Below are 24,923 nucleotides of genomic sequence, written 5' to 3' on the forward strand. Positions count from 1 at the left end.
TCAGGAGTGGGGGTCTACGAGGATCTTGACGGCCGTCTCATTGTGGTGGATTAGGGTCTCGAAGCCTTCGGTGACGAGGTCGTCCAGGCCGATGGTCTTGGTGATGAACGGCGCCAGGTCGATGCGCCCCTCCTGCACGAGCTTGATGGTTTGCGGGTGGGAGTTGACGTAGGCGATCGTGCCGCGCAGGTCGACCTCCTTGAGGACGAGCTTCTGCATGTCGAGCGACGCGGGCTTGCCCCAGATTGAGATGACGGTGATGACGCCGCCCGGCTTAACGGCGTCCAGCAGTGTGTCGAGGACGACGTTGACGGACGTGGCCTCGAATGCGACGTCCGCGCCCTTGCCGCCGGTGAGACGCCGGACCTCCTCGGCAACGTCGCTGGCGGCGGGATCGATGACGTGGTCGGCGACCTTGGTGTCCAGCGCCTTCTGCCGGCGCAGCGGGCTGAGTTCGGTGACCGCGACCTCGACGCCCATCGCCTTGAGCACCGCGCAGGTGAGCAGCCCGATGGGGCCGGCGCCGCCGACGAGGGCGAAGTCGCCCGCCTTCGCGCCCGAGCGCTGGAACGCGTGGTACCCAACCGACAGCGGCTCGATGAGGGCCGCCTGGTCCAGCGGGACGTCTCCGACCGGGTGGACCCACCGGCGCTCGACGACGACTTTCTCCGCGAGCCCGCCGCCGCGCCCGCCCAGCCCGATGAAGTTCATATCGGGCGAGATGTGATAAGTCGGGTTATTTTCGCTGGTGTCGACGTCGGGGCGCAGGATGTAGGGCTCGACGACGACGCGGTCGCCCGGCTTCAGGCCTTCGACGCCATCACCCACCGCGTACACGACGCCGGACATCTCGTGGCCAAGCGTCACGGGGGCGGACTCACCCGAGACCGGGTGCGGGTGGCCGGCCGGCGGGACGAAGATCGGTCCGTCGAGGTACTCGTGTAGGTCGGTGCCGCAAATCCCGCAGTATGCGACGTCGATGCCCACCGTGCCCGGTCGGACAGTGGGCTCCGGGATGTCCTCGATGCGGATGTCACCGCGGTCGAAGTAGCGTGCAGCCTTCACTTTGAGCCGGCTCCTTCGTCTATTTTCTGCTCACACCTCGTGTCGGGTCTGCCGTGGAGTGAGGTGTGTGCCTCGCGCGGCGCATTTACATTATCAATGCACAATACGGTTCGATACGGTCGGGCACGCGCGGCGGCCATGGCGGCCCCCGAGAAGCGCACCGGCTGCACCCGCTGCTGAGCCGATGCTCGGCCTGGCCGACCACCCCGCCGGCGACCTCCCGGTCATCTCAGGCACGGTCATCCGGCTGCAAGTCGGCCACCTGCCCATCCGTTCGTCGGCGACTTGGAACTCGACCAGGAAGCCATGAGTCTCCCGGACGAGACGGGCGGCCGAGTAATTGTCAAGAGTTGTGGATCGCCTGAGGGCAAGGCTGCCTGTTCGGAGCGGAACCGCTGGACTTCCAGCTGAGCGGCTGACTTCTATGAACGTTGCTCCCACTTGGTTCGGGTGAGTTCGTACTCGACTTCTCCGTGCTCGGAGCCTTCGATCGCCTCCGGCCAGTCGCCGGTGAAGTTGCGGAGAAAGGACAGGCCCGCCTTCTCCATCACACGTCGGGATCCCGCGTTGACCGTCATGGTGTTCGCGGTCACCCGACCCACCCCGAGTTCCATGAATCCCTTGCGGATCAGGGCCCGTGATCCCTCGGTGGCGTAGCCGCTGCCCCAGGCGGCCTTGTTCAGCCGGTAGCCGAGCTCCACCAAAGCGGGGCTGTGTTCGTCCAGGGGGCGGAATTCGAACCAGCCCAGGAAGGCCCCGGTGTCCTTCTCCTGCGCGGCCCAGTAGCCGCGGGTCCCGAAGCACGGGTACTCGTGGAGGAGCCTGGGCAAGGTCTGTGCCTGGATCATCTCGCGGCTCGTTGGCCGGCCGCCGTTGATGAAGCGCATGACGTCGGGATCGTTGTCCAGCGCGAACAGATGGTCGACGTCGGCCTCGGTGAACGCGCGCAGCACGAGCCGATCGGTCTCCAGAAAGATGTTCATGCCGCGATCTTCACCACCGGCAGTAGAGCCCGCCACCGGATATTCGCAGCAGGCCGGCGAAGGGATGGTTGCTCATGCCGCTAGAGCTCAGGTGACAGGCCGGTTCGATGAGCTCGAACAGCTGCTCCGCACACGCCTGCTCGACAAGCAGCACGAACATGACCTGCAGTTCGCGGCCTTCACCGAGGACGGAACCTTCACGTACACACCGACCCTGACCAGATTCACATTCCGCTGTCGCATCGAAGCCGACGCGGACACCGCTGTCGAGGCCGACGACCTCGCCGCAGTGGAGGCCGAAGTCATGGCAATCGACTATCTGACATCCGAGAAGATCCCGTTCAAGCACCTGAGAACCACCACGACCTGCTTGGACGACGTAAAGATCAAACGCCCCCATCCGCAAGGGCGCCGCGACCAACACCACGTTCACGAGGACTGACCATGCCCATCGCCGACGTCCCTTCCGGGGCTTCCATCGCCTACGACACCTTCGGCGAGGCTGCCGATCCGCCCGTCCTGCTGGTCATGGGCTTCGGAGCCCAGATGATCTCCTGGCACGAGGATTTCTGTCACATGCTCGCCGCGCGAGGGCGCTACGTGATCCGCTACGACAACCGCGACAGCGGCCTGTCCACCAAGTTCGACGCCCATCCGGTCGACATGACGCGGTTCATCGAGACAGTGAGCGCCGGCGAAATCCCCGCTGCTCAAGCGATGATCCCCTACACGCTGCAGGACATGGCCGACGACGGCCTGGGCCTGCTCACCGCCATGGGGATCACTCGCGCCCACATTTTCGGCTCGTCGATGGGCGGGATGATCGCTCAGACCATGGCGATCACCCACCCTGAGCGGTGCCTCACCCTGACCTCGATGATGTCCTCCACCGGCGAGTCCGAATACGGACAACCCAGTCCCGCAGCCCAGCAGGCGCTGTTCAGCCCCAAGCCCGCAGACCGTGCCGGATACATCAACGCATCCGAGAAAGAAGCCATCTGGGCGTCCCGGCGTTACACCGATATCGACGGCATCCGAGAACTCGCCGCCCGTAGCTACGACCGCGCGTACTACCCAGCGGGCACAGGCCGTCAGCTCGGAGCGATGATCCTCGGAGGATCGCGCGCCGAAGCACTTACCTCCCTCACCGTCCCGACCCTCGTGATCCACGGCCTCGACGACACCCTCATCGACCCGAGAGGAGGGAAGCGAACAGCCGAACTCGTGCCCGGCGCGGAACTGATCCTGCTCGCCGACATGGGCCACGACCGACCACGAGAACTCTGGCCCGCAATCATCGACGCCGTGGGTGCTCACACGACACGCACATGAGCAAGACATGCTCAGCGAAGCAGCACGCCGCGAGACCGGAGATAGTGCGCTCGGTCTGTAGTGCCCAACGACTGCCGACGTAGGGCGACGCCTTCCGCTGCTCGGTCCCTGGTCCTCACCCGGCCCGCATCCGCCTCCTCTACGGCAACGCCAGGAACCGGGTGGCGATCGGGGTGAGTACGACACGAGAAGGTTCTTCGTCTGCTGGTGGTACAGACTCGATACGTCGTTGACCAGCGGAAACGAAGGGTTCTAAGGCCTGGGAAGCGGTGTTGGCCCGCGTATGGTCAGGATCTTGTGAGAGGGCGTCGATGGGTGCAGAACACTAGCTTCGGATCATTTGCAGCTTGCCGAGCTCGGCTGAGGGCGCGTCTGGACCGTTCCAGCCAACCCAGCGAGTTCCACTGATGTCGGCGACGAGCGCGGAGTCAACGTTCCAGAAGCTGTGGCTGGGTTCTTCGAAGACGTACCAGCCGTCCAGCCAGAGCGGGATCGACTGGTCGGGGTCGCCGGCTCGCTGGTGGTGGCGAGGTTGCGGCATCCGAAGACCGTTTCTTGGAGCACGAAGCTCGTGAGGAACTGTTCGAGAGATGGTGTCAGCGGCATGTACTCGCCTTCCGAGTCGTCGTCCCACATCCAGTGGGCGTTGCTCAGCACGACGGGTGCCGCTGGACCGGCGGCTGTAACACGACATGTCCAGCTGTCCTGGTTCTCGCTGAGGAACTCGACCGTTCCGTCGTGAAGGCTCAGGGCCTCGGCGCGTACGAGCACATCTTGTTGTTGGAAGATCCCGGGCGAGTCCGGCAAGTGCTCCTCCGGATTCGGGCCGGGCCAGCGTCCGGCATGGCGATACAGGCATCGGAGCGGTACTGGGAGGAAGTCGGGTAGTTCCGTCTCGGTCAGGCCGTAGCTCGGTTGACGTGCTCCGTGCCACGCAGTGATGAAGTCCTCAAGCCACTCGACCGAACCATCCGATGCTCGCATGACACCACGATAGACAAATCCGAACGAGGGCGTGAGACGCGTGAACGGGGCGACGATGGTCACGCGAGCGCAGGCAGTCTCACAGCCAGGTGGTGATCGCTGCTGAGACCGTTTCCTGCATGGTCAGTTTGAGGAGCCGTTTGTAGCAGCAGAGGGCGGCGGCAAGTCCGAGACAGGACAGGTAGTTGCCTGGTTTGCGCTCGTAGCGGTGGTTGAGGCGGTGGTATCCGGTCAGCCAGGAGGTTGGGTCGGCCGCGCGGTGAGGTGCTCGCCGTGGGCGAGTCCTGTTCCGCGCGGCCTCCCGCCGAACCGGACATGACGGTTTCCCGGTCATCCGGCTCTCCAGTGACTACGGTGAATGTTCTGGCTGGCTGTTCCGAATGAATGCGGTTGTGGCAGACGGCGCAGGCCACGACCGGGACGAGGGCGGGCCGGCCCGAATGTCCGCGCGCCTGGAACCTGTCCTTGCGACTCGTGTCGGTGAGGCCTTGAGTGGCGCGGTCGTGGTGGGGGAGAGGACGGCAGGCGGCGAGCCGTATAAGCGGGTGGAGACGGATAAGCGGGTGGAGACGGACCTGGTCGTGGATGTGCTGGCCGGGTCCGGCCGGCACGGCACCCTCACCGTGGTCCGGATGCGGTGAAGGCGGGGGGGTGCCCCTATGTAGTTCGTCAAGGCGGCGGGTTAGCTTGCTGGTGATGCCGGCTGGAGAGGGGGATTCGGTGGGGGTGCCAGGCGGAGAGTCGAAGGCACGCGCTGCTGAAGAGTGGCGGGACGTCTATGACCTGCTGGAAGCCGTTCGGCAGCGGCCGAACGCATGGGTGCGTAACAGCTCGTTGCAGGAACTGGCGGTGATGATGTTCGGCTACCACCTCGCTCTTCAGGTCCACGATGCCGATGAGGAGTTCGCGTTTCATCGTGGAAGTGGAGGGTTTGCCTCTTGGCTCAGCAGGACCCGTGGTTGGTCGATGGCAACTGGATGGGACGCTGCGATTGTGGAGAACCTTCCTGGTGAACCTCCGCTTGACGCCTTCTTCCGGCTCGTGGACGAGTACCGAGACGTCGCAGATCAGCCCGTCTCGTGAGCTCTCGCAGCATGGTGTTCGGTCAAGCTGATCGGGTGGGTTGGGGCTCGTAGAAGGTGCTGTCGCGGAGCATCGCGAAGAGGACATCGGCTCGTCGTCTCGCGAGGCAGAGGAGGGCCTGAGTGTGGTGCTTGCCCTGGGCGATCTTCTTGTCGTAGTAGGCCCGGGAGGTCGGGTCGCCCAGGGCTGCGAACGCGGAGAGGAAGAAGGCCCGTTTGAGCTGTTTGTTCCCTCTCCGGGACGGTTGTTCGCCTCGGATCGAGGAGCCCGAGTTGCGGGTTGCCGGGGCGAGTCCTGCGTAGGCGGCGAGGTGGGCGGCGGAGGGGAAGCTGCTGCCGTCGCCGACCTCGATGAGGATCCTGGCTCCGGTCCTGATCCCGACTCCGGGCATCGAGGTCAGGACCGGGGAAAGAGACATCCGATGCAGTTGATCTGTCAAGCGGCGATGGTGAGTTGTGGGGTTGACGGTGCGGGGAACGCGGCGAGCTCGTCATAGCGGGTTCGCTTGGTAAGGCAGTGGTGGAGGCAGCCGAGCATGCGGTTGAAGAGGTTGCGCTGAGCGGCGGTGTGACGGTCTCCATCGGCTCGCCGCCGGTCGTAGTGGGCCCGGGCTCCGGGTGAAGCGGTCAGGCTGGCGAAGGCCCAGACATAGCCGACCGAGGCCAGACGCTGGTTCTTGACCCGTCGGGCCATGACCGCGAGGCTCCTGCCGGACGCCCGGGTGACCGGTGCGGCTCCGGCGAAGGCCTTGAGCCCTCTAGCGTCGGTGAAGCGGGATCGGTCGTCACCGATCTCGGCGAGCACCCGGGCGCCGGTGAGAGCCCCGAGCCCTGGAAAGCTGGTGATGACCTCGGCGTCCGGGTGCGTGTCAAAAGACTCCACCGTCGCTTCGGCGAGGTCGTCGACACTGGTGCAGGCGGCATCAAGTTGTCTGAGCAGGGCGATGGCCTGGCGGCCCATGGCCTGCTCGACCTGCGGAGGCTGGCGCATCTGCGGGATGCGCAGTGCGTCTCGGAGCCGTTCGGCTTCCGCCTCGATGCCGCGTTGGCGGCCGGCCCTTTTCAGGAGCGAGCGCAGCTGGACGCGGGTGAGCCTGGCCGCCTGTTCGGGTGTGGGGGCCGCGGCCAGGAGGACGCGGGCGACGTTGCTGCTGATTCCTTCGCGGTTGTGCTGGAAGGTCGCGAGGAAGCCGGGGAAGCATTCGCGCAGGTGGGAGCGGAGTTTGTTGCCCGCTTGGGTGCGGTCCCAGACCGCGTCCTGCTGAGCGCGGGCCAGGACGGCTATAGCGCGGGCGAGTTCGCTGTCGTCGGGCAGCGGCCGGTGGGCGGCCTTGTCCGTGCGCAAGATGTTCGCGAGCACCATGGCGTCGAGGTGGTCGGACTTCTTGCGGGTGACCGTATGCCGGTCGCGGTAGCGTGCGGCGGCCATCGGGTTGATCGCGTAGACGGGCCGGCCGGTGGCTCGCAGGCAGGCCACAAGGAGGCCGCGGGAGGTCTTGATCGCGACAGGAATCAGGGTGTTCGCGCTGTCGCCGTGAGCGGTGAGGAGACTGAGGAGCTGGTGCAGGCCCTCGAGGTCGTCGTTGATTCGGGCCCTGGATAACAAGGTGCCCTCGTGGTCGATCAGAGCGACATCGTGGTGGTCGCTGGCCCAGTCGATTCCGCAGGTGACGGTCATCGTGGCGTGTTCGTCCTCTCGGTCTGGGGTGTCCTGCTGGTCGCAGCCGTGCGGGGGCACGCGTCTCCCTAATGGAAGGGCTCGATGGCCCTGCATCCGATTAGCCGTTCGTGACCCCAGCGACTCACAGGGCCCTCGGTCTGCTCCAGAGCTCGGCGGCTCCAGGCGTGGTGAGAGGTGACCCCTGTGGGCGGCTCGGACCACAAACTTCAACGATCCGATCATCGGACTGGATGCGGTGGGGTACGGACTCGTGACGCTGGACGGCACCGGAGGCCGACTCTTGACCAAGGGATCCAAGTCCCTGGGGGTGTGCGCGGCTTCTCCGGCACCGACCACCGTCACGAGGGTGATGCGGGGCCCGCAGTCTCTTTCAAGGCGTCGACGGGCCGGGGTGGGCCTGGCGGTGCCCCGCATCACTGCCCATTAGGGTGGGCCTCCAGCAGTTCCTCGATGCGCCCGGCCAGGAGCTTGCGCTGGTCAAGGACGGCGGCGAGCGAGCCGGCCAGGCTCGGGACGATCAGCGCGGCCGCTTCGGTGCCGGGAACCACCACGGTCTGCTCGTCCAGCGCGGTGAATATGTCCTCGACCAGCCGCTCGGCCATCCGCGGCGCCTTCGGCCGCAGCAGCGTGACCAGCCGCCGACGGCCTGCCTTGCGGATCTGGGCCGGTGACCCGAACCGCTCCAGCAGGGCCAGGACAGCCGGGTGTTGCAACCGTGGGCCCAGAACCCGTTCCAGGGACGGGTGGATCTGGGTGAGCAGGCCGTGGAGCCGGTTCGCGACCCGGGTGGCCTCACCGGTCAGGTCGTCGTCGAAGCCGACGATCATCTCCAGCTCGGCGATCGTCTCGTCTTCGAGGTCGACCGAGCGCAGAGTGTGAGGCATCGCGCGGGCGGCGTCGGCGATGATGAACGCGTCCCTCGCGTCTGTCTTGGCCTCGCCGGGATAGAGGTCGGCGATCCGCCGCATCGTCAGACCGGGCAGGTAGGCGACGGGGCAGCCCATGTCCCGGGCCACCGCCAGCGGCAGGGCTCCGATCGAGGCCGGCTGCCCACGACCAGCACCGTTCCGTGCTTGGCCTGGAGTTTCGCGAACAGCTCGCGGAGCTTGGGCTCGGTGTTGGGCAGGCGCTTGTCGAACGCCTTCTTCCCTGCCGGGGTGACGGCGGTGGCGTGGTGTTCGCCTTTGCCGACGTCCAGGCCGAGATAGACGTCGATGTCGCCGGTGTCGATCACGTGCATCCTCCGGTCGTGCTTCTGCCCGGCCTCGTCCACGGCACCGATCGCCACATCCACATTACGAAGAGCCTCCCGACCTGCGAAGAGTCGGTGGTCATGCCCCTAATCAGCGGTCAGTCAGTGCCTCCGGGCTCGGTGACACCACCCCCCGGATCATGGTTAACAAGGGGGGAAGTCATGCCGAGCCCGGAGGCCGGGAGCCCCGTTGCGGAGCCACCAAAAAGGTAAATGGGGGGGAGCCGATCACGGTCCTGTCGCTGGAGCCCGAACCGTACGCGGGTACCGGCATCACTCCACTGAACCCCACCTGACCCCGTGCCGGGGCGAGGCGCCGCGGTGGGTGCCGGTTCAGTCCAGGCGGTCGTAGGTGCCTGGCTCCCAGTCGGCGAACAGCGTCAGCGCCTCCGCCGCCGCGGTACGTTCCGGCGCCGTGGAGGTGGCCGGCCCACCGTGGGCGCCGAGACGGGATGCCCCTGCCCGGCGAGCTCCTCGGCCAGGTGCCGCAGCGACTTGGTCGTCCAGCGCAGCGGCGACATGGGATCACCCCGCTCGTCCGGCTCGACCAGCGCCAGCAGAGCCGGAACGAGCCGCGGGTCCAGCTCCTCGGCACTCTTGTGCCCCGTCACCACAGCGGCGAACCCTCCACCCGGGCAGCGGATCCTCGCCGCCCTCCAGCTCGAAGACCCCCTTTCGCACCGTCGTTTCGCTCACGCCCGCAGTGCGCGCGACGGCCCGGACCCCGCCGTGGCCCAGCAGCCGGGCCTCGGTGGCCAGCGCCAGCCGCTGCTGCCGCTCATCCAGATGCGGAAACAACACCCCGAACCTCAGGGCGAGTTGATCACGAACCTCACTCGGTATGCGCATACCAGACCAACGCGCCAGAGCCCCCAAAGCAACGCGTTGATTCTTTACAATCCCCTGGGCGGGGCCCAGCGGTTCCTGTCCGCGTTCAGCGGCATCTCACCCCACTTCCGGCCACGCCGGCACCGGAGGACCGCCCCCGACCACCGCACCGAGATGACCACCCGCTTCGTGATCTGGGACCAGATCACCGGCGCCACCGCCCCGCCCACCGCAGCGTGACCCAGGCCCCCGCCCAACCCCCACACGCCCTCAACCGATCAACAACCCACCAACGTGACAACGCCCTGTGAACACCTGATGCGCGAGAACCGTCCGACTGAGCATGATCGCCACATCCGGATCATGCCACCCACCAGCAAGAACACATCACCCGCTATCACGCACCAGCTCGTTACGCTGAGGTTCCCCGCTGCGCGGGAGTGGCTGACTAGCTGGTCAGGGCGGCCGCCAGGTAGAGGCCGCCATGCAGGCACTCCGCAACGTCAACCAGCGGCTGATGGTCGAGAACAGCCAGCTGATCGCCGCAGATGCTCCGGAACCACCCGCAGGGTAGCCCGTGTACTCAGAAGCCACGGCGCCCCGGCGGGGTGAGCGGCACGGTTACCGAAGCCGGGCCGGAACAGCTGGGCTGTGCTGGTCCTGATCGCCGACGCCACGCGTGCGTTATTGCCTGCGCAGTTCGATGACTGTGATGTCGGGTGGTGCTCCGACTCTGATGGGTGGCAGGGATGCTCCGACTCCGCGGGAGACGTAGAGCTGTGTGTGGTCGATGGTAGCCAGTCCCGCTGTGAGGGGTTGGGTCAGTGGCACGAGCAGGTTGCCGGGGAAGAAGGCTCCGCCGTGTGTGTGCCCGGACAGTTGGAGATCGACTTTGTGTCGGGCGGCTTCGTGCACCTGCACAGGTTGGTGGGCGAGCAGGACGACGGGGTGGGAGGCGTCGCGGTCGCCGAGGGCCCTGTCGTAGTCGGGTGTGTCGCGGTTCTGCTCGCCTGTGATGTCGGTGACGCCTGCGAGGTCGATGGCTCCGCCCCGATGTTTGATGAGTGTTCGGGTGTTGCGCAGGGTGGTAACGCGGAAGTCGGCGAGTGTGGCGATCCAGGCGTCGACATCGTGGCGGTAGTCGTGGTTGCCCGTGACGAAGAAGGTGCCGTGGGTCGAGGACAGCCGGGTGAGCGGCGCGGCGTGAGCGGCCAGGTCGCCGGCGGTGCCGTCGGAGAGATCGCCCACGATGGCGACGATGTCGGGCGACGTGTTGTTGATCATCCGGACCATGCGTGCGGTGTGGGCGCGGCCGAAGAATGGCCCTAGGTGGAGGTCGCTGGCCATGGTGATGCGCATGCCGTCGAGGGAGGGGTGCAGTCGGCGCAGGGCCACGGGCACGACTTTCACATCGGGTGCTCCCAGGCCGCGGTGAAAGCCGTAGCCGGTGGTGGCCATGGCGGTACTGGTGGCGAGCAGCGCGACCGAGCGGGCCAGCACGAGACGGCGGTCCACCATCCGCGGTGGGTCCTGGGCCGGTCGGGGATTCGGGGCGCCCATGATCGGAGCCGCGACGGACTGGCTCTGCTGCACGACCGGCGCCCGAGGGGCCTGCGCGGGAATCGCGGGGCCGGTTCCGGTTCGACGCCGCAGTGCACGCGCCGTGAGGCGTGCAGGGATCTCCAGGGCGACGAGCGTCATCAGCAGGTAGGCGGCCAGGGCGACCCACACGAAGGCCGGCCAGGCCAGCCATGCGATGCGTGTGGGGTTCGCGTACTGAGCGGCGAGGACACCGGTGGGGACCAGGACCGTGAGGGCGACCGCCGTGGCCCCGCCCGCGCTGCGCAGCCGGGCGGACGATGTGACGTCCTTGACGAGCCTCAGGTAGAGGTAGCGGTGTGCGGCGGCCGAGGCGACGATGCTCACGGCGGCGACGGTGGCTTCCTGCGCGAGGGTGCTCACGCCGCTGCCTCAGCCGGTGGGAACGGACTGGAGACGGATCGCCCGTCGTGGGTGCTGGGGCCGAGGTGTCGGTGCATGGCGGCGGGGTGCTCCGGGAGAGTTGTCGAACGGTCAGGGTCGGCTGGTCCGGGGGGCGGGGCGCCCGGCCGGAGGGACGGCCGCGTCGGACGGCGGCATCTGGGGTCCATCTGTCTGCTCGCGCGGATTCACTGCGGGCGGGCCAGGCCCACGTCGTAGGCGAAGATGACGGCCTGTACGCGGTCGCGGACGTCGATCTTTGCCAGGATGCGGCTGACGTGGGATTTGACCGTCGACTCGGCCAGGTGGAGGTGGGCGGCTATCTCGGTGTTGGACCATCCCGTGGCAACGGCGGCGAGAACTTCGCGTTCGCGTTCGGTCAGGGCGGCCAGTTGTCGTCGCTGTCCGGGGCTGAGCACAAGAGCGCCGGACGTCCGTTGTGGGTGAGAGGTAGTGAAGGCGTCGATGAGTCTGCGTGTCAGGCTCGGGGAGATGACGCTGTCGCCGGCCGCCACGGCCCGGATGCCGACGACGAGTTCCTCGGGGCGTGCGTCCTTGAGGAAGAAGCCGGCCGCGCCGGCCCGCAGGGCCTCGTAGGCGTACTCGTCGAGGTCGAAGGTGGTCAGGACCAAAACCCGCGAACGGCCGCCGGACTCGACGATGCGGCGGGTGGCCTCGATGCCGTTGACGCCGGGCATCCGGACGTCCATCAGGACGACGTCGGGACGCAGTTCCGCGGTCAGGCGGACGGCCTCCTGGCCCTGGGAGGCTTCGCCGACGACCGAGATGTCCGGCTGTGCTTCGAGGAGCATGCGAAAGCCCAGTCGTTGCAGGGTCTGGTCGTCGACGATGAGGACGGTGGTCATATGCGGTGCTTCTCCTGGGCGGCGCTGGGCAGGGTGCGGGATGTGCTCAGGACGGTGTGGACGCGCCAGCCGCCAGCGAGGGTCGGGCCTGCGCTGATGCGCCCCTGGTAGAGGGCGGCGCGGTGGCGCATGCCGACCAGTCCTTGCCCGCTGTGCCTGGCGTGCCGTTCGCTGTCCGCCGCACGGGTCGGGCCCGTGTCCTCCACCGTGACGTGCACCGATTCCTCATCTCTGTACAGGTCGACGGACACGGTGGTGTCGGCCGCGGCATGTTTGAGGGTGTTGGTGAGGGCTTCCTGCACGATGCGGTAGACGGTGAGCTGAAGGCCGGGACTGAGCGGTGTCAGGTCCCCGTTGGTGTGCAGGTCGGCGGTGGGGCCGGCGGCGCGGACGCGGTGGAGCAGCGTGGGCAGGTCCTGAAGGGTCGGCTGCGGGGCGAGCGGGGTGGTGTCCCGTGGTGTCGCGGGGTTGTCGACCACGATGAGCAGGCGGCGTAGTTCCGCGAGGGCCTCGCGGCCGCTGTCACCGATGAGGTCGAGGGTGTCGGCGGATTTCTCCGAGCGGGACCTGGCCAGAGCGGCAGCTCCGTCGGCCAGCCCGATGATCACGGCGAGGGTGTGGCCGAGGATGTCGTGCATCTCGTGGGAGACGCGGGTGCGCTCCGCGGCTGCGGCCAGGCGGGTCTGTTGGTCCCGCTCGGTCTCCAGGGCCACAATGTAGGCTTTCGCCAGGCGTCCGGTGAGGGCCAGTGCGGCGCAGGCGGTCACGGCGAGCATGGCCAGCAGTGTGACGATTTCTGGGCGCTTGGCGTGTTGCAGATGGCCGCTTCCCCAGAATGCCGCGATCCAGAGAACGAGCTGGGCGGCGGTGACCGTGCAGGCGAGGACCAGCTGGCGGTGGCTACCGTAGCGGCCGACGTTGTAGAGCGCGACGATCCGGGCCGCGTCGGCGCCGTTGAGGACGTTCAGCGGCAGCGCGAGGACGGAGGCGGCTGTGGTGATCGCGAACACCAGGCCGGGCCGTCGTTCCCGCCACAGCAGCGGAACCGTGTAGGCGAGGGTGAGGACGATCTCGCTTGGCAGGTGGGCGCGGTTGGCCGGGTTGAGCAGAGCGGGCAGTGCGAGGACGGCGCAGAAGACGGGCACGGCCCACAGCCGCAGACGGGGGTGGTCGCGGTCGAGTATCCGCCAGGCGGCCAGCCCGCTGATGATCGACACCGTGACGCGGTGGTCGGGGTCGCTGGTCAGTGACCGCGGAAGCCGGGAAGCATGGGGCGAGGTGCCGTGTACAGGTTCTCGGGTGGTCGGCTCGCTCATGGCAGGTGGGGGCCTTTTCGCTGTCCGGGAGGGCCGCCCGCCGCTCCATGGGGAGCGTGAACCGGCGGGCGGGGGCAAAAGGGGCCCGGACAGCCGATGTGCGGTGCACGGTGTGCTGTCCGGGCCCCGGGGGCCGTCTGCCGCCCCTCGGGGGGGTGGGGGCCGGCAGGCGGGGTCGGGGTGTGCCGGGGCTGTGCCTATCCGATGGGCGCGGGCGCCGTCGGCTCCTGGTCGTTCTGCGCGGGGAAGCGGGTCTGGCGGTCGCGTTCGGCCAGTACCCGGCGGAGCTTCTCGCCCTCCACGTCGACGTTGGGCAGGAGGCGGTCGAGCCAGCGGGGAAGTGCCCAGGCCCGTGCGCCGAGCAGGGTCATCACCGCGGGGACGAGGGTCATGCGGATGACGAAGGCGTCGAAGAGGACCGCGGTGGCAAGGCCCATGCCGATGGATTTCACCAGGGCGATGTCGTCGAGGAGGAACCCGGCGAACACCGAGATCATGATGATGGCGGCGGCGGTGACCACGCGGGCGCCGTGGCGGAACCCGGTGACGATCGCTTCGGTGGGGCCGGCGCCGTGGACATAGGCCTCGCGCATCCCGGAGACGAGGAACACCTCGTAGTCCATGGCCAGGCCGAAGACCACGCCGATCAGCAGGATAGGCAGCAGGCTGACGATGGGTGCGGTCTCGTCGACGCCGAAGACGTCCTTGAGCCAGCCCCACTGGAACACGGCGACCAGCACGCCGAGGGTGGCGACGACGCTGAGCAGGAAGCCGGCCGCGGCCTTGATCGGGATCAGGACCGAGCGGAACACGAGGAGCAGCAGGACCAGCGCGAGGCCGACGACGATGGCCAGGTAGGGCACCATCGCCTCGCCGAGCTTGGCGGAGACATCGATGTTGAGCGCGGTCGTGCCTGTCACCATCACCTGCGTGCCGCTGTCCTTCTCCACCGCGTCGCTGCCCTCGCGGATGTCGCCGACCAGGTCGACGGTCTCCTGGCTGGTGGGCGGACTGCTCGGCACCGCAGTGATCAGGGCGACGTCACCGGCCTCGTTGAAGACCGGGGGCCGTACGGTGGCGACGTCGTCGAGACCCTCCAGCATGGCGGAGGTGTCCATGGCCGCGGTCTTGGCGTCGTCGCTGTCGCGAGCGTCGACGACGATGGTCAGCGGGCCGCTGAAGCCCGGCCCGAAACCCTTGCTGAGCGTGTCGTAGGCCACGCGCTGGGTGCTGCCGGGAGCGGCCATGCTGTCGTCGGGCAGGGTCAGCCGCAGCGACAGTGCCGGAATGGCCAGCACACCCAGGCCGATAACCGACGCCAGCAGCATCTTCCAGGGGTGGCGGGTGACGAAGCGACCCCAGCGAACGCCCATCGTGACGCGTCGGCCGTGCTGCTCGGCACGCACGCGGCGTGTGGTGAGGCGGCCGTGGGCCACGCGGGTACCGGTGAAGCCCAGCGTGGCCGGCAGGAGGGTGAGCGCGACCAGCACGGCGACGGTGATGGCGAAGGCCGCGGCCAGGCCCATGGTGGTGAGCATCGCGATGCCGATGACACTCAGACCGGCGAGCGCGATGACGACGGTCAGACCGGCGAAGACCACCGCCGAGCCCGCGGTGCCCAGGGCACGCCCGGCGGCTTCCTCGGGCGTGTGCCCCTCACGCAGCTCTGTGCGGTAGCGGGAGACGATGAACAGGGCGTAGTCGATGGCCACCGCCAGACCCAGCATGAGCGCCAGGGTCTGCGCGTTGGAGGCCATGTCGACGAACGACGAGGCGACGGTGATGGCACACAGGGCGATGCCGACGCCGACGATCGCAGACACCAGGGGCAGTCCGGCCGCGACCAGTGAACCGAAGGTGATGACCAGGACGAATGCGGCGACCAGCAGGCCGATCAGTTCGGCCGCGTTGCTCTGCTCCTCCTCCAGCACCGCGTTGCCGCCGAGGCTGATCTTCAGGCTTGCCTTCTCGCCCTTGTCCGCCACCTCGTGCAGGGCGTCCGACGCGGCGGGAGTGATGTCGGCCTGCGGGACGGCGTAGGTCACCTGGGCGTAGGCGATGCTGCCCGAGGAGCTGACCAGGCCGGCGGTGAAGGGGTCGGCGACGTTCGCCACCTGCGGTGCCTTGCGCAGGTCGGCGACCAGGGACTCCACCTCCTGCTTGTGCGCGGCGGACGTCAGCTTCTGCCCGTCCGGAGCCTCGATGACCACACGGGCCGTGGCGCCGCCGGCCGAAGCCTGCGGGAACTCCTTCTCCAGCAGGTCGATGGCCTGCTGCGACTGGGTTCCGGGAAGCGTGAAGTCGTCCGTCGTACTGCCCGACACGCTGCTGACGCCGATGACCGCGGCGACGAGCACCGCGATCCACGCCAGCAGCACCAGCCTGCGCCGCCGGAAGGCGAGCCGGCCGAGCCGGTAGAGAAAGGTGGCCACGAAAGTTACTCCCACCAAGAGGGAAAACGGATGTGTGAGGGCGAGCCCGACAGGCTCCGCCCATGAACGTAGAAGTCGCGTGCGGCTGAAATGAGCTACGCGAGGACGAATCTGCGGCCGGGACGGTACCCCCGTACCGGGCGGTGTCCTCCTCGAGGCGGACGTCCCGGGTCTCAGCCAGCCGGGCGGGCGGCAAGAAGCGCCACCGTCGCGTCCCACAGCTCCCGCTGCACGCGCGGCTCCCGGCCGGGCTCGGGGCACTGCAAGGGACGGGCGTCACGGACGGAGAAGTAGCCCCCGGTGGTGCCCGCGAGCGCCGGGTCGGTGGCGAGTCGCACGATGATGCCAGCGCCCTTGCGGGGATCGCCGATCCTCAGGGTGTTCAGCACCCGCTGCAGGACGGCGGAGCCGGGCAGGTCCCGGCCCAGGCCGGTGGCGTTGAAGCCGGGGTCGCAGCAGTTCACGGTCACCTTGTCCGCATCCAGGCGGCGGGCGAGTTCCTGCGTCCACATGATGGTCATCAACTTGGTGCGCCCGTACAGGGACATCGACTCCCGCCGGGTGTAGGGCTCGGTGCGCCGCAGATCCTCGGCCGGGGCGATCGTTTTCGCCTGCTGGGCTGCTTCGGAGGCGACGTTGACGATCCGGACCGGCGCCGAGGCGCCGAGCTTCGCCGTCAGCGCCTCGGTCAGGACGAACGGGCCGAGGTAGTTCACCGCCGTCATCTCCGCGAGGCCCTCGGTGGTGATGCGCTGCGCGAAGGCGTGCAGGCCGGCGTTGTTCACCAGGACGTCCAGGCGCGGATAGCGCGCGGCGATCTCCTCGCCCGCGCGGCGGGCGTCGGAGAGCACGCCGAGGTCGGCATGGAAGACATCGACGGGCTCGGCGGTCACCGCCCTCAGGTCGGCGACGAGGGCTTGTGCCTTGCTGCGGGAGCGGGCCACGGTGCCGATGTGGTAGCCCCGGCGGGCCAGCTCGAAGGCAGCGATGCGGCCCAGCCCGGAGGTGGCTCCCGTGATCACAGCGACGGGACGATCCATCCCACAACCCCTTTCGTGAGGTACCTCATGATTATGTTGTGCGAGGATACCCGAACCATGGAGCAGCACGAATCAACAACGGCAGGCAGCGCCCCGGAGCAGGTGGGACTGTCCTTCCTCACCCTCGCGTACAGCCTGCGCGAACAGGTCGACCAGCACATGCTGGCGACCGCAGGCCTGTCCCTGTCCCGCACCAAGGTCCTTCAGGCACTGGTCAGCAGCGGCGCGCTCCACCAAGCACAGCTGGCCGCCTCCCTCGGCCAAGCACCGCGCTCCGTCACCCAGATCGTGGAGGGCCTGGAGCGCCTCGGCATGGTCGCCCGAACCGGCGACCCCGAGGACCGCCGCCGCAAGACCGTCTCCATCACCGACATCGGCCGCACGGCACTAAGGGCCGCGGAAGAAGCAGGCACGCACGTGCTTCGCCAGCGCTTCGGCCGCCTCGAACCACAACAGCTGGCCACACTCGACACACTGCTCGCGCACCTGGACATCGCCCTCACTGGCGGCAAGACCGGCTGACAGGCACGAAAGAGCCCCCGCCCCAGTGGCCTCCGTTCTAGCCGTCGTCGCAACACCCCAGCTCAGGGGATGCGATGGGGTTCGAAGCTCGGAAGGACCGCAGGCCGCAGGGGCGCAAGAGGCTCCATGCTGAGCGGGAGGAATACTTCCGGCTCGTGCAACAGGGCTACAGCAGTGCAGATGCGGCCAAGCGTGTAGGTGTCCATGTGCGGACCGCTCGTGGGTGGCGTAACGGCCGCCTGCTCAATAGCGGCAGGGTCGAGCCGCCCGTTCGTTCACAGCGGGCGGCCGTCCCCGTTTCGTCCGGCCGCTACCTCGGTGCAGATGAGCGCATCCACATCGCTGACCGGCTGCGGGAGAAGGTGTCCATCCGCACGATTGCCGCCGAGCTGGGCCGCAGCCCGTCGATCATCGCCGAGAAATACGCCGCAACGGCGCGCTCGGCGCGGCACCGAGTGGACCTACCGGCCTGACGTCGCCCAGGCCCGTGCCGATGCCCGCCGACCTCGCCCCAAGGCCGGGAAGATCGGCCGGTGTCCGCGGCTGCGTGACTACATTCAAGAGCGTCTGGAACGGCGCTGGAGCCCGGAGCAGATAGCCCACCAGCTCCGCCGGGACTTGCCCGTCCACCCGGAGATGCGCGTGACGCACGAGACGATCTACCAGGCCCTCTACATCCAAGGCCGTGGAGAACTCCACCGCGAACTCACCAAGGCCCTGCGGAGCGGGCGGGCCCGCCGGCGCCCCCACCGCCAGGCAAACAAGCGGCAGCCCCGGTTCACCGCCCCCATGGTGATGATTAGCGACCGGCCCGCTGAAGCGGCTGATCGCGCCATACCCGGCCACTGGGAAGGCGACTGCATCGTCGGCGCCGACCACCGCTCCGCCATCGGCACACTCGTCGAGCGCACGACCCGCTTCACCATGCTGGTGCACCTGCCCAACGGGCATCGGGCAGAGCACTTCCACCAGGCGCTCACCGCCACCATCAGCCAGCTTCCGCCCCATCTGCGACGGTCACTGACCTGGGACCAGGGCAACGAGATGGCAGGTCATGAGCTCTTCTCCGCCGCCGCGAACATGCCGGTCTACTTCTGCAACCCGGGCAGTCCCTGGCAGCGCGGCTCGAACGAGAATACGAACGGCCTTCTCCGGCAGTACTTTGCCAAGGGAACCGACCTGTCCCGGCACACCCGCGAGCACCTGGACGCGGTGGCTGCCGAACTCAACAGCCGCCCACGCAAAACGCTCGGCTGGGAAACTCCAGCCGAGCGCCTGCAAAGTCTGCTGAGTACGGGACTCCTGACGGCACAGGGGGCCCTCCGCGCGGCGCCTTTGGCCCCAGGCCAAGCCGAGGCCGACCTCCTAGTGGCGGTGCCAGACCAGCGTGTAGCGCCAAAACAGTCGTCGGTGCAGCCGTGCACCGGGTAGCGCCTGGTGGGCGTCGCGAACGATGTCTGCAAAGGTCGTAGTTGCCGGTCGGGTCGGGGCGGTCATTGAGGCTGGTCGCGGCGCCTTGCGGCCCTTGTTCTTGATCCAGGCCATGGCCACGTTCGCCGGAATGGCCACGGCGTCGATCAGGTAATCGCTCCGAGACTGCGGGCGATACACGCCGACGACGACCAGCGTTCCGCCAGGCGCCAGCTCCTGACGGAAGCAGGTGAGGGCGTCGCTGAACGGCATGTGGTGGATGGTGGCGACACATGTGATGACGTTGTAGGGACCAGGCGGCACATCCTTCAAGGCGTCTCCGACAGTGAAGGTCACCGGGGCGGCGGGTTTTGTGAGTTCCCGCGCGCGATCGACGATCGTGGGATCGACGTCGATACCGTGCACCGCTCCGGCCCGTGAGGCCAGGAGTCTGGCGAGGTCACCGCTCCCTGATCCGACGTCCAAAGCCCTGTTGAAACGGCTGGCCAGCTGGCGCAGGATCCACCGGTGGTAATGGGCGTTGTGGTCCCAGGGATGGGCGGCATGGAACTGCTCAAGTGCTCGAAGGACGCGGGGCAGCAAAGTCGTCATGGCGTGAGTCCATCAGCCCCTCGGCCGCCTGCGAAACCACAACCGAGATAAATGTGAGCTGGCCGGGGCGCCCGGCCTGGAACGACCGACAGCCGCTCGGCCGGGTAGCCCGGCGGAGCGGCTGTCTAGACTGCTCGCCATCACACAACGGCGATCACGTGTTGCGACGATCCTTGGAATCCGACGCCATCGCCCTGCCGGAGTCAGGGCCGCCGACGGAACAGGCTGCGGATTCTGCCTTCGTCCCCTCGTCGTGCTCGTACGTCACGTCCTGGTCCCGCCTGCGGCGAGCCCGAAACCCCGGCGGGGCAGGCCAGCCACCCTCACCCGCCGGCCCGCCCCCACGGGGTCTCGTTGGCGACGCCGCCACCAGGCCCTGTCACAGACCAGCCACTACCAGCGACAACCCACTCAAGCATGAAGATCGCGATCTACAGCAGGAGTGCTAGTGTGATGCGCCAGAAAAGGTGATCTTAAGTCTGCCGCTGGTTTTCGGTGCTGGGTGGGCTGATTTTGGTGAGGTAGTCGGCGAGGGACTTGAGGATCTCGTCGGCGGTCTTGGTCCAGGTGAACGGCTTCGGGTTCTCGTTCCAGGTGTCGATCCAGGCGGTGATGTCCTTCTCCAGGGCTGTCACGGAAGTGTGGACGCCGCGGCGGATGAGTTTGTCGGTCAGCAGGCCGAACCACCGCTCGACCTGGTTCATCCAGGAAGAGCCGGTCGGGGTGAAGTGGACGTGGAAGCGGGGGTGTTTTCCCAGCCACGTCTTGATCTCGGCGGTGTTGTGGGTGGCGTAATTTGTCACAGACCAGATGGACGTCGAGTCCGCTGGGCACGGCCTTGTCGATCCGGATCAGGAACTTCTTGAACTCGATGGCGCGGTGGCGGCGGTGCAGTTCCGATATGACGGTGCCGTCGGCGATGTTGAAGGCGGCGAACAGGCTGGTGATCCCGTGCCGGTAGTAGTCGTGGGTGCGGCGTTCGGGCATGCCCGGCATCATCGGCAGTACCGGCTGCGAGCGGTCCAGTGCCTGGATCTGGCTCTTTTCATCGACGCAGAGAACCACCGCCTTCTCCGGCGGCTGGTGGTAGAGGCCGACGACGTCGACGACCTTGGCGACGAACTGCGGGTCGGTGGACAGTCTGAAGGAGTCCTGCAGGTGGGGCTTGAGGTCGAACTTCTTCCAGATCCGCCCGACGGTCGATTTCGACAGCCCGCTGTGCTTCGCCATCGAGGCACGCGACCAGTGCGTGTCCTTGCCCGGGACGGACTCCAGAGTCGCCACGAGTACGTCCTCGACCTGGTCGAGCAGGACCGAGGGCGGCCTGCCGGGGCGGGGCTCGTCCGTCAGTCCGTCCAGACGCAGGGTGATGAACCTGGAGCGCCAGCGGTTCACCGTCGCGTGGGCGATGCCGAGTTCGGCCGCGACCTCCTTGTTCGTCCCGCCCTCCGCACACCGCAGCACGATCTTCGCGCGCAGTGCCAGGAACTGCGCGGTCTTCGCCCGCCGCGCCCAGCGCGTCAGCTCCGCACGCTCGGCTTCGCTGAGCACCAGGTCCGGCTTGCGCCGGCCCGGCCGCGGCTCATCCACCAAGCCCGCCAGCCGCCGGGCCACGAACCGCGAACGCCACTTGCGCACCGTCTCCACGGACACCCCACAGTCCGCCGCCACAGCGGTATTTGACGCCCCGTCCGCACAGGCCAGGATGATCCGCGCCCGCTCGGCCACACGGGCCGGCACCCCGCCACCCGCCCAGCGCAGCAACTCCGCACGCTCCTCAGCGGACAGCACGACTTCGACAGCACGAGGGCCTCGATGCGACATAAAAACAGCCTACAGACTTAAGACCGCCTTTTCTGGCGCATCACACTAGTACTCCAGCCGTAGTTCGTGATCTCGATCGTGAGGGGCGCCGAGGAGGCAGCCGGCAGCGTCGATCATCTGGATGAGACCGACCACGCCGTCGCGGGCGTTCGTTTCCTTCTCCGCCTACCCGAGTCCACCGAGACGGAGGGCGTTCCTTATCTCGCTGAGCTTCGCGGTCGTCGCCGGGGTCCACTCCTTCGCCTGCTCACCGAGACGGAGGGCGTTCTCAATCTCGCTGAGTTTCGCGGAGGACAGGGCGCCCGCCCGCTCGATCAGGTCGTCCCGGGACACGGTGGTCAGCCACGTGCAAGGGGTAAAGCCCCGGACGCGGGAACGCGAACCGAAGCACGCCTTCAAAGGGCAGTCCTTCCACGGCGCCTACTGCCACTTCGACGCCCAGATCGGTGATGTCGACACCCGCCCGAGCGACGACCTGCATCACCCGGATCCCGGACGCGTCGTCTCCCGACAGCAGCACGACCGGCCGCCGCTCGTCGAACTCCACCCACCAGACTTCGCCACGTTGCACATGTCCTCCTGACACAGGACGGCGGGCGGGCGCTGCGCGACCCCGACGCGCTGTGGAGACGGGTGCGGCCACCCGTTGATCATCGGTGTGTGAAGACAAACGATCACGCGGTGGCCGCAGGTCACAGCGTAGACCCTGCCCGCTGGCAGGAGGCGTTCGAGGGCCTGATGAGCCGGATAGCGGGACGGTTCACACGGGTCGAACCTCGGTTCCGGGTCCGGAAGTTGGTGCTCGGACTGCTGTCGGACCTGCCGCGCAAGAACTGCTGGACCATCGCCGAATGGGCCGGGGAGAGGACCCCGGACGGCATGCAGCATCTGCTGGGGCGGGCCAAGTGGGACGCCGACCGGGTCCGCGACGATGTGTGTGACTACGTGGTGGACCACCTGCACGACGACCAGGCGGTACTGGTGGTCGACGAGACCGGGGACGTGAAGAAGGGCACCGGCACGGTCGGCGTTCAGCGCCAGTACACCGGCACCGCGGGCAGGATCGAAAATGCCAGGTCGCCGTCTACCTGGTCTACGCCGGCCGGCGCGGGCACGCGGCAGTGGACCGGGAACTGTACGTCCCGCGTTCATGGACCTCCGACCCTGACCGCTGCCGGGATGCCGGACTCGACCAGGACACCGCCTTCGCCACCAAGCCGGAACTGGCCACTCGTATGGTTGCCCGGTTCCTGGACGCCGGCCACCAGGCCGCATGGGTCGCCGGCGACGAGGTCTACGGCGGCAACCCCAGGCTGCGAACCGCACTGGAGGAACGCGGCACCGGCTACGTCCTCGCGGTGGCCTGCTCGCACGAAGTCACCACCGGCGCCGGGAAGTTCCGCGCGGACACCCTGGCCAAGAAGGTGCCCAAGCGGGCCTGGCAGAAGCTCTCCACAGGGGCCGGGGCCAAGGGCCACCGTTTCTACGACTGGGCAGTCATCGACCTCGCCGACCCCCGACCCGGGAGTCGTCAGCTGCTGATCCGCCGTAACCGCAGCACCGGCGAACTCGCCTACTACCGCTGCTACTCGCGCGCACCCGTGCCGCTGACCGTGCTGGTCAGAGTCGCTGGATCAAGATGGCGGGTGGAGGAGTTCTTCCAGTCGGGCAAGGGCCTGGCCGCGCTCGACGAGCACCAGGTCCGCCGCTATGCCTCCTGGTCCCGCTGGGTCACCCTCGCCATGCTCGCGCACGCCTTCCTCGCCGTCGTACGCGCAGACGAGCACACCCGCCCCGCACCCGATGCCCTCATTCCGCTCACCTGCAACGAGATCCAGCGCCTGTTCATCACACTCGTTGTCCGACCCGTCCACGATGCCGCCCACCGGCTCGGTTGGTCCGACTGGCGGCGCCGCCACCAGGCCCGATCCCAGGCCAGCCACTACCGTCGACAAGCCACTCAGGCATGAAGATCACGATCTACGGCTGGAGTATTAGCCATATGCCCCCGACCTGGAGATGGAGGCGCCGGCTGCGGCATCGGAGGCTACCGATCGGGTAACGTGCCCCGGTTCTCGACAGACGCAGGACGCCGAGAACCGGGGCGGATGGTCTGACTGGCTCAGTTCAGACAGTGGCCGGTCGTGATCAAGGCCGGTAATTTAGGGATCGGGTCAACTCCCGGTTGGCCGCCCGCGAGGCATCCAACTCTTCTGTTCGTTCTTCAAGTTCGCCCTGCTTGGTGGCGAGCTCTTGTTCGAGGAGGGCGATGCGGTGTTGGAGCCGGTCGATGTCGACCGGGGTGCCGAGGCCGGATTCGGCCCAGATGGCCTCTCCGAGTTGGGAGGACAACCGGCTCTCTAGATGTCGGACTCGTGCCGCAAGGCGCTTGTTACGGTCGAGCGCGTTTGTGAGGTCAGCCTGGAGCGAAGCCCGGCTGACCGCGGCGATTCGCCCCTCATTGACAGGGGTGTTGGCGGCGGCATGGACGCGTTCGAGTAGGTCGCGGTGGCGATAGAGGAAGGTGCGATCGACTCGGGCGGCTCTGGCGAGACCGGAAACGGTGATGTCTCCGCCGTTCTTGGCGGCGGTGTCGATGGCTTTGAGGACGCGTTCGCGGCGGCGGGCCGAGTCTGCGCGTTTTCCATCGATCATGGGATTGGTCATCCTGCGGGCCTTTCGGGACGGAGGCCCTCGGGTGGTCCAACGCGGGGCAGGCCGAGTGAGACGACGCGACGGGTGCGGCGGACCACAGTGACGGCTTCCTTGATCTGAATCTGGTCCTCCTCGGTGAGGTCGCCCAGGTCCTCCCGAACGCGTTTGATCAGGCGGCGGACCCGCGTGATCTCCTCGTCGGAAGGCATGGCCTCGTCCTTTGCCCAGGAATCGGCTGCGAATGCGGCGAGGCGTTCGCGGCCGCGGAGGAGATCGGCGAGGTATGCCTCCAGGTCGGGAAGGTAGGAGACGTCGGTGCGGTAGTGGTCGCAGCCGACGCAGCGGAATCGGACGGGGCAGTCGTGGCCACCGGCCTGGACGTTGGTGGGTTCGGTGCAGAGCCCATAAGGGACCTGGACCTCCCCGATGGCCCGGCGGGCATGCTCGGAGTCGAGCAGGGCCTGTGCCTTGCGCCAGACACGGTTGCCGTTCCGGTCGAACTGCATTGAGGTGACCCGTTCCACCGCCTCACGCTTGCGCTTCTCGCCGACTAATGGTGACGTCGGGTATTGGAACTGTCCGAATGCCTTGGGCGTGATCGCACCCGATGACACCATTGGCCATGTAGGTCACTCATCACAGTCCAACGTGAACTCGCCGGTAGCGCTGTCGCGAGTGGCGTGGCAGCGGCGGGGTGCCAGAGAGAACTCCGCTTCGGCCCACCTGGCGATCGCCGGCGCGAGGGCCACCTCTGCGTAATCGACCTCGAAGATCTCCAGTGCTCGGACTGCGATCAGTATGTAAGGGCTGCTTTCGACGAGTTCGATGTCGCCAGAGACCTTGCCCAGGCCGACTCGCAGCGTGGCGACTTCACTCTCGGTGAGTGTCAGCCGACTGCCGTAGTAGGCGTTGTTGACCTCGGAAGCGTCTAGCCAGACCCGGTCGCTGACGGGGGCGCCGGCAGTTGGCGGGACCGTCAGCCGGATGGCTTCGGCTGCGATCCCGAGAAACAGTCCGAAGCCACTCTTCTGCACTTTGTAGCGATAGGTTCGCATTGGA

Annotated in this window: 18 protein-coding genes and 7 pseudogenes; 7 read left to right on the top strand and 18 right to left on the bottom strand. The window is 67.6% G+C overall.

The features are described 5' to 3' along the window. On the bottom strand, positions 1 to 1,065 hold the full coding sequence (locus OG978_RS46880) for a 2,3-butanediol dehydrogenase (RefSeq protein WP_326763303.1): 1,065 nt from the start codon (positions 1,063 to 1,065) through the stop codon (positions 1 to 3). A 422-nt stretch (positions 1,066 to 1,487) separates the two neighbouring features. Further along, entirely contained in the window at positions 1,488 to 2,048 is a 561-nt protein-coding gene (locus tag OG978_RS46885; RefSeq protein WP_266816616.1) for a GNAT family N-acetyltransferase, read from the bottom strand. Here OG978_RS46885 and OG978_RS46890 point away from each other — a divergent pair. After that, a complete protein-coding gene (locus OG978_RS46890) occupies positions 2,041 to 2,490 on the top strand; it encodes a DUF6204 family protein (RefSeq protein WP_326763302.1) in 450 nt (149 codons plus the stop codon). The genes OG978_RS46885 and OG978_RS46890 overlap by 8 nt on opposite strands. 2 nt (positions 2,491 to 2,492) lie before the next feature. Further along, positions 2,493 to 3,380 (top strand): alpha/beta fold hydrolase, encoded by an 888-nt coding sequence (locus OG978_RS46895; protein ID WP_326763301.1) that lies wholly within the window; start codon positions 2,493 to 2,495, stop codon positions 3,378 to 3,380. Positions 3,381 to 3,716: 336 nt separating this feature from the next. On the opposite strand, the gene OG978_RS46900 is transcribed toward OG978_RS46895, so the two are convergent. Further along, complete coding sequence (locus tag OG978_RS46900) at positions 3,717 to 4,427, bottom strand: hypothetical protein (protein ID WP_326763300.1); 711 nt, start codon at positions 4,425 to 4,427, stop codon at positions 3,717 to 3,719. A gap of 624 nt (positions 4,428 to 5,051) precedes the next feature. Between OG978_RS46900 and OG978_RS46905 the strand changes: the two genes are divergently transcribed. Continuing rightward, positions 5,052 to 5,447, top strand: coding sequence for a hypothetical protein (locus OG978_RS46905; protein WP_326763299.1), 396 nt, complete (start codon positions 5,052 to 5,054; stop codon positions 5,445 to 5,447). 22 nt (positions 5,448 to 5,469) lie between these two features. On the opposite strand, the pseudogene OG978_RS46910 reads toward OG978_RS46905, so the two are convergent. From OG978_RS46910 to OG978_RS46925, 4 genes and pseudogenes are all read right to left on the bottom strand, one after another. After that, positions 5,470 to 5,859 (bottom strand): annotated as a pseudogene (locus OG978_RS46910) (transposase); the annotation flags it as partial. Between the two features lie 23 nt (positions 5,860 to 5,882). Beyond that, positions 5,883 to 7,124, bottom strand: coding sequence for an IS110 family transposase (locus OG978_RS46915; RefSeq protein ID WP_326769881.1), 1,242 nt, complete (start codon positions 7,122 to 7,124; stop codon positions 5,883 to 5,885). Between the two features lie 428 nt (positions 7,125 to 7,552). Then, positions 7,553 to 8,367 (bottom strand): annotated as a pseudogene (locus OG978_RS46920) (IS110 family transposase); the annotation flags it as partial. A 437-nt stretch (positions 8,368 to 8,804) separates the two neighbouring features. Next, positions 8,805 to 9,228 (bottom strand): annotated as a pseudogene (locus OG978_RS46925) (ISAzo13-like element transposase-related protein); the annotation flags it as partial. A 36-nt stretch (positions 9,229 to 9,264) separates the two neighbouring features. Here OG978_RS46925 and OG978_RS46930 point away from each other — a divergent pair. Continuing rightward, positions 9,265 to 9,447 (top strand): hypothetical protein, encoded by a 183-nt coding sequence (locus tag OG978_RS46930; protein ID WP_442817631.1) that lies wholly within the window; start codon positions 9,265 to 9,267, stop codon positions 9,445 to 9,447. A gap of 444 nt (positions 9,448 to 9,891) precedes the next feature. Here the strand turns inward: OG978_RS46930 and OG978_RS46935 are convergent, their stop codons facing one another. The 5 genes from OG978_RS46935 to OG978_RS46955 all read right to left on the bottom strand — a co-directional run bounded on the left by OG978_RS46935 (position 9,892) and on the right by OG978_RS46955 (position 16,841). Continuing rightward, complete coding sequence (locus OG978_RS46935) at positions 9,892 to 11,169, bottom strand: metallophosphoesterase (RefSeq protein ID WP_326763298.1); 1,278 nt, start codon at positions 11,167 to 11,169, stop codon at positions 9,892 to 9,894. Positions 11,170 to 11,375: 206 nt separating this feature from the next. After that, positions 11,376 to 12,053, bottom strand: a complete 678-nt coding sequence (locus OG978_RS46940) for a response regulator transcription factor (RefSeq protein WP_326763297.1) — start codon at positions 12,051 to 12,053, stop codon at positions 11,376 to 11,378. Further along, positions 12,050 to 13,369, bottom strand: coding sequence for a sensor histidine kinase (locus OG978_RS46945; RefSeq protein WP_326763296.1), 1,320 nt, complete (start codon positions 13,367 to 13,369; stop codon positions 12,050 to 12,052). The genes OG978_RS46940 and OG978_RS46945 overlap by 4 nt, the downstream gene beginning before the upstream one ends. A 197-nt stretch (positions 13,370 to 13,566) precedes the next feature. Next, positions 13,567 to 15,801 carry an MMPL family transporter gene (locus OG978_RS46950; protein ID WP_326763295.1) on the bottom strand — a complete coding sequence of 745 codons (2,235 nt, stop codon included), beginning with the start codon at positions 15,799 to 15,801 and terminating at the stop codon, positions 13,567 to 13,569. Between the two features lie 173 nt (positions 15,802 to 15,974). Beyond that, the gene (locus OG978_RS46955; protein WP_326763294.1) at positions 15,975 to 16,841 is read right to left on the bottom strand and encodes an SDR family NAD(P)-dependent oxidoreductase; all 867 of its coding nucleotides are present in this window, start codon (positions 16,839 to 16,841) and stop codon (positions 15,975 to 15,977) included. 57 nt (positions 16,842 to 16,898) lie between these two features. On the opposite strand from OG978_RS46955, the gene OG978_RS46960 reads away from it, so the two are divergent. Continuing rightward, complete coding sequence (locus OG978_RS46960; protein ID WP_326763293.1) at positions 16,899 to 17,363, top strand: MarR family winged helix-turn-helix transcriptional regulator; 465 nt, start codon at positions 16,899 to 16,901, stop codon at positions 17,361 to 17,363. Between the two features lie 74 nt (positions 17,364 to 17,437). After that, positions 17,438 to 18,662 (top strand): annotated as a pseudogene (locus tag OG978_RS46965) (IS30 family transposase); the annotation flags it as partial. Between the two features lie 66 nt (positions 18,663 to 18,728). Here OG978_RS46965 and OG978_RS46970 read toward each other — a convergent pair. The 3 genes and pseudogenes from OG978_RS46970 to OG978_RS46980 all read right to left on the bottom strand — a co-directional run bounded on the left by OG978_RS46970 (position 18,729) and on the right by OG978_RS46980 (position 21,780). Next, positions 18,729 to 19,385 carry a class I SAM-dependent methyltransferase gene (locus tag OG978_RS46970; RefSeq protein ID WP_326763292.1) on the bottom strand — a complete coding sequence of 219 codons (657 nt, stop codon included), beginning with the start codon at positions 19,383 to 19,385 and terminating at the stop codon, positions 18,729 to 18,731. Between the two features lie 473 nt (positions 19,386 to 19,858). Then, a pseudogene (locus OG978_RS46975) lies at positions 19,859 to 21,209 on the bottom strand (IS630 family transposase). 165 nt (positions 21,210 to 21,374) lie between these two features. Beyond that, positions 21,375 to 21,780: pseudogene (locus tag OG978_RS46980) on the bottom strand (type II toxin-antitoxin system PemK/MazF family toxin). Positions 21,781 to 21,947: 167 nt separating this feature from the next. Between OG978_RS46980 and OG978_RS46985 the strand changes: the two are divergent. Next, positions 21,948 to 23,179 (top strand): annotated as a pseudogene (locus OG978_RS46985) (IS701 family transposase). 178 nt (positions 23,180 to 23,357) lie between these two features. Here OG978_RS46985 and OG978_RS46990 read toward each other — a convergent pair. Genes OG978_RS46990 through OG978_RS47000 form a run of 3 tightly spaced genes read right to left on the bottom strand, consistent with a single transcriptional unit; the run spans position 23,358 to position 24,919 of the window. Next, on the bottom strand, positions 23,358 to 23,876 hold the full coding sequence (locus OG978_RS46990) for a DUF6262 family protein (protein ID WP_326763291.1): 519 nt from the start codon (positions 23,874 to 23,876) through the stop codon (positions 23,358 to 23,360). Next, positions 23,873 to 24,481, bottom strand: coding sequence for a hypothetical protein (locus tag OG978_RS46995; RefSeq protein ID WP_326763290.1), 609 nt, complete (start codon positions 24,479 to 24,481; stop codon positions 23,873 to 23,875). Before OG978_RS46995 ends, OG978_RS46990 begins: the two co-directional genes overlap by 4 nt. Positions 24,482 to 24,493: 12 nt before the next feature. Then, a complete protein-coding gene (locus OG978_RS47000) occupies positions 24,494 to 24,919 on the bottom strand; it encodes a hypothetical protein (protein ID WP_326763289.1) in 426 nt (141 codons plus the stop codon). Between the last annotated feature and the right edge of the window lie 4 nt (positions 24,920 to 24,923).

The sequence above is a fragment of the Streptomyces sp. NBC_01591 genome (genome assembly GCF_035918155.1).
In the GTDB taxonomy this organism is placed as follows: domain Bacteria; phylum Actinomycetota; class Actinomycetes; order Streptomycetales; family Streptomycetaceae; genus Streptomyces.